6 protein-coding genes and 1 pseudogene are annotated in these 3880 nt (G+C 64.3%); 1 reads left to right on the top strand and 6 read right to left on the bottom strand.

The window, feature by feature from the left end; genetic code table 11:
- Together ENZ74_RS24670 and ENZ74_RS24665 are read right to left on the bottom strand one after the other, a co-directional pair.
- Positions 1-731: pseudogene (locus ENZ74_RS24670) on the bottom strand (DNA polymerase IV); the annotation flags it as partial.
- Positions 732-852: 121 nt separating this feature from the next.
- The gene (locus tag ENZ74_RS24665) at positions 853-1269 is read right to left on the bottom strand and encodes a helix-turn-helix domain-containing protein (RefSeq protein ID WP_024501648.1); all 417 of its coding nucleotides are present in this window, start codon (positions 1267-1269) and stop codon (positions 853-855) included.
- 103 nt (positions 1270-1372) lie between these two features.
- On the opposite strand from ENZ74_RS24665, the gene ENZ74_RS24660 reads away from it, so the two are divergent.
- Positions 1373-1972: a dihydrofolate reductase family protein gene (locus ENZ74_RS24660; protein ID WP_013530731.1), complete on the top strand. Its 600-nt coding sequence runs from the start codon at positions 1373-1375 to the stop codon at positions 1970-1972.
- 24 nt (positions 1973-1996) lie between these two features.
- On the opposite strand, the gene ENZ74_RS24655 is transcribed toward ENZ74_RS24660, so the two are convergent.
- The 4 genes from ENZ74_RS24655 to ENZ74_RS24640 all read right to left on the bottom strand — a co-directional run.
- Positions 1997-2740, bottom strand: a complete 744-nt coding sequence (locus tag ENZ74_RS24655) for a 2OG-Fe(II) oxygenase (RefSeq protein ID WP_063168578.1) — start codon at positions 2738-2740, stop codon at positions 1997-1999.
- Positions 2737-3291, bottom strand: a complete 555-nt coding sequence (locus ENZ74_RS24650) for a methylated-DNA--[protein]-cysteine S-methyltransferase (RefSeq protein WP_063168577.1) — start codon at positions 3289-3291, stop codon at positions 2737-2739. Before ENZ74_RS24650 ends, ENZ74_RS24655 begins: the two co-directional genes overlap by 4 nt.
- 150 nt (positions 3292-3441) lie before the next feature.
- A complete protein-coding gene (locus ENZ74_RS24645) occupies positions 3442-3669 on the bottom strand; it encodes a hypothetical protein (protein WP_013530734.1) in 228 nt (75 codons plus the stop codon).
- Between the two features lie 12 nt (positions 3670-3681).
- Positions 3682-3880: MGMT family protein (locus ENZ74_RS24640; protein ID WP_164761183.1), on the bottom strand; the 199-nt coding region annotated here is incomplete at its 5' end.

Below are 3880 nucleotides of genomic sequence, written 5' to 3'. Positions count from 1 at the left end.
GCGCCGGCCGAATGCGCGCGGCGCTTCGTCTCCAGCTTTCGCGGGTCGCGGTTCCAGGACAGGGCGGCGAGCTTTTCGCCGGCGGCGGGACCGAGCAGGCGCGTCAGCGCGCCGCCATGCGTCCTGGCCAGTTGACCGATGGTCTCGACGCCGATCTCGGCCAGCCGCGCCCTGGTCGCCGGGCCGACGCCCCACATCAGTCCGACCGGCAGATCATGCAGGAAGGCGAGTTCGGTGCCGGGTTCGACGACCACCAGCCCGTCGGGTTTGGCGACCTGCGAGGCGATCTTGGCCAGATGCTTGGTGCGCGCCACGCCGATCGAGATCGGCAGGCCGAGTTCGGCCCGTACGCGGCGGCGGATGGTTGTCGCGATCTCCTGCGGCGAGCCGAACAGATGCGTGCAGCCGGCGACGTCGGCAAACGCCTCGTCGATGGAAATGCGCTCGACCACAGGCGTAAAATCGTCGAGCACCTTGATCGCCGCATCGCCCAGCCGCTGGTAATGGCTGAAATTGCCGCCGACGAAGATCAAATGCGGGCAGAGTTCGCGCGCCTTGCGCCCCGGCATGCCGCCACGCACGCCGAAGGCGCGCGCCTCATAGGAAGCGGCGAGCACGACGCCGCCGCCCACCGCGATCGGCTTGCCGCGCAGCGGCGGATCGAGCAACTGCTCGACAGAGGCGTAGAAAGCGTCGAGATCGGCATGCAGGATGGTGGCTGTCGTTTCCATCGACCGCACATCCGCAGTTGCTGATAGAATAGAACAAATAAAGAACAAAGATGGATGGTTGTCAAGCGAAGAGCGATTGGGTGCGGCAACAGCCATGCCGGTTCGGCTTGAACGCAACCGCCTAGACACTATGCTCCGTTCGCAGCGCCGCTTTCATCTTTTCCAGCGCTGCTTCGCCGCCTGCCGCCAACTGGTTGGCAATCCTGGCCAATCTCTCGTCGGCCTTGCGGTGCCTGCTGCCCCAGGCGCCGAGCGTCGCCAGCACCGGCAATAGGTCGATGCCTGCTTCGGTCAGCCGGTAGACCGTTCTCAAGCCATGCGTCGGGTCGTCGCTTCTGGTGAGGATGCCTTCGTCCTGAAGCGTTTGCAGTCGCTCGGCCAGCGTGCGCGAGGAGATGCCTTCGTCGGATTGCAGGAATTCGCGAAAGTGCTTTTTCCCGGCGAAGACCATGTCGCGGATGATGAGCAGCGTCCAGCGGTCGCCGATGAGTTCGAGCGACAGGTTGATCGGGCAGTCGGATTTTTCGCGCGTCGCCATCTATGGTTCCATTTCTAAATCACTTTACTATTGACATCGTTTTGGCCTTGCGTCAACAGTTCCAAATGTAAACTGTTTTGCGATAGCCGTGAGGAGAATGACGGTGAAAAAGCTGGTCCTGCAGATGCAGATGTCGGTCGACGGCTTTGTCGGCGCCACCGAGGACCATTCCTGGCAGCTCTGGGAGTGGGGTGACGAGAGCGCCTGGGACGATGAGCTGAAGCAGGACTTCAACGCTGTCTTCACAGGCGTCGATACCATCCTGCTCAGCCGCAAGATGGCGCAGGAGGGCTATCTCACCCATTGGGGCAATGCCGCCAAGAAGTTTCCGCACGATCCGTTCTACGCCTTTGCGCAACGCATCGTCGACGCCCGCAAGGTGGTGCTCAGTGATAAGCTCAAGCAATCGGCCGGGGAGCCGGCCTGGGAGCGCACGAGCGTGGCCAGCGGCGACCTGCCGCGCGAAGTCAATGCGCTGAAAGCGGGCGAGGGCGGCGACATGGCCGTGTTCGGCGGCGCCGGTTTCGCGTCGGCGCTGATTGCGGCCGGGCTGGTCGACGAGTTTCAGCTTTTCATCAACCCGGCGGTGCTGGGTGCGGGCCGCCGGATTTTTGATCAGGGCGGTTTTAGAAACCTGCGGCTGCTCGGCTCGAAGACCTATGACTGTGGCATGGTGGTCAGTCGCTATGCACCGGCGGGGTGAGGGGGACCTCCATCTTCTCCCTGCTCACTTCGCATCGTGAAAAATAATCCCGACCGTGTGGCGCATGCCTGAGCGCAGCCGGCTGACGCCATGACGCAGGTTGACGCGGTAATTGCCTTTGGTGCCCTGCACCGGCCGGTTGTGGACGGCAAAGACAACGGCGTCGCCCTGGCGCAGCGGCACCACCTCGACCCGGCTCTGCATGCGCGGCCGCTGCTCGGTCAGCGCGAACTCACCGCCGGTGAAATCCTGGCCCGGCTCGGAGAGCAGGATCGCCACCTGCAGCGGAAAGGCGAGGTCGCCATAGAGATCCTGGTGCAGGCAGTTGAAGTCGCCAGGCACATATTGCAGCAGCAGCGGCGTCGGCCGCGTCTGGCCGGCGGCATGACACTGATCGAGAAACGCGGCATGCGTCGCGGGATAACGCATAGCCTGCCCCATCCGCTCGTTCCACCGATTGGCGACCTCGGCCAGCCTGGGATAGAGCGCGCTGCGCAGGCCGCCGAGCAGGTCCGGCAAGGGATAGCGGAAATAGCGGTACTCACCCTTGCCGAAGCCGTGCCTGGCCATATGGATGTGGCTGCGGAAATGCTCTTCTTTGGGATAGAGGCCGGCGATCTCCCGGCATTCTTCGGGCGAGAGCAATTTCTCGATCACCGCGCAGCCGAAACCGTCGAGTTCGGCGGCAAGGGCGGGCCAGTCGTAACCCGCGACACGCGTCCGAGCAGCTTCAACCGCCGATGCGGCAACCCTGGCATGGGCATTCATATCGTAGCCTCCTTGTCGATCAGAGCGCGCTTGCGCTCGACGCCCCAGCGGTAGCCCGACAGCGTGCCGTCGGCGCGGACAACACGGTGGCAGGGAATGCCCAGCGCAATCGCGTTGGCCGCACAGGCCGTCGCCACGGCACGGGCGCCGTCCGGCTGGCCGAGGCGCTGGGCCAGCGCGGCGTAGGTGATGGTGGCGCCGCACGGGATGCCTCGGAGCGCCTCCCACACGCGCTGCTGGAATGGCGTGCCGCGGCGCAGGTCGAGCGGCAGGTCGAGGCCGACGCCAGGCATTTCGATGAAGCGCGCGATTGCCGCGAGATCGTCGCGCAAGGTGGCCCCGTCTTCGACCAGTAGCTTGCCCGGGAAGCGATGGCCAAGATCCCGCTCCAGTGTGTCGGCGTCCGAGCCGATCAGGATGGCGCAGACGCCGATAGCGCTGCGTGCCGCCAGGATTTTACCGATCGGGGATTCGCCGATGGCGTAGGTTATGATATCGAGGGCGGCGAGCTTGGTGACCGTCGCCGGAATATTGGTTTGTACGAGGTTCATTGCCTTCACTCCTTTGTCTGTGCCTGAACCCTAGCCACGTGCTGATTGGCGCTCACTCCGATGCTTGCTTTCAAATTCGAATCTCCAAGGCAGGTGCTCTACGGCGCCGTAGAGCGCTGATTTGGATCATTGGCACTTCGCCTGAGGACGTCATGCGACACGGGTGACGGAAATTTCGCCCAGCACGAACACTTCGCCTGATGACAGGCGCAACTCAACCTCGCCGGTTGCGGTGCGGCTCCATTCGGCTTTGCCATCATCGACCATCTGGCCGATGGCGGTCATCACCCATGATTTCGCGTCAGGGGCGCGGCGGCTGCCGGCAGCTTGGGTCTGGATGTTCGCATCGGTGGTGGGAGACCTTGCCATCGCGCGCATTGCCGGTCCTCGTCAGGCCCGTACCGACCGGTTGGCATTGTCGGACGCTGCCTCGCGGTCGAGCAGCGCGCGCTTGCGCTCCGCGCCCCAGGCGTAGCCGGAAAGTGCGCCGTCCTTGCGGATGACGCGGTGGCAGGGAATGGCGACGGCAAGATTGTTGGCGGCGCAGGCGGCGGCGATGGCGCGGGCCGCCTTAGGTGCGCCTATGCGA

It is taken from the genome of Mesorhizobium sp. M7A.F.Ca.CA.002.15.2.1 (assembly GCF_003998715.1).
In the GTDB taxonomy this organism is placed as follows: Bacteria; Pseudomonadota; Alphaproteobacteria; order Rhizobiales; family Rhizobiaceae; genus Mesorhizobium; species Mesorhizobium ciceri.
The sequence above is the reverse complement of the archived record's forward strand: the minus strand, read 5'-3'. Positions and strand labels throughout refer to the sequence as shown.

What these genes read in the sequence shown, in the direction of transcription:
- ENZ74_RS24665 (WP_024501648.1), bottom strand. Translation starts at nt 1,269, where the DNA reads ATGGCGACGCGCGAAAAATCCGACTGCCCGATCAACCTGTCGCTCGAA.
- ENZ74_RS24655 (WP_063168578.1), bottom strand. Translation starts at nt 2,740, where the DNA reads ATGAATGCCCATGCCAGGGTTGCCGCATCGGCGGTTGAAGCTGCTCGG.
- ENZ74_RS24650 (WP_063168577.1), bottom strand. Translation starts at nt 3,291, where the DNA reads ATGAACCTCGTACAAACCAATATTCCGGCGACGGTCACCAAGCTCGCC.
- ENZ74_RS24645 (WP_013530734.1), bottom strand. Translation starts at nt 3,669, where the DNA reads ATGCGCGCGATGGCAAGGTCTCCCACCACCGATGCGAACATCCAGACC.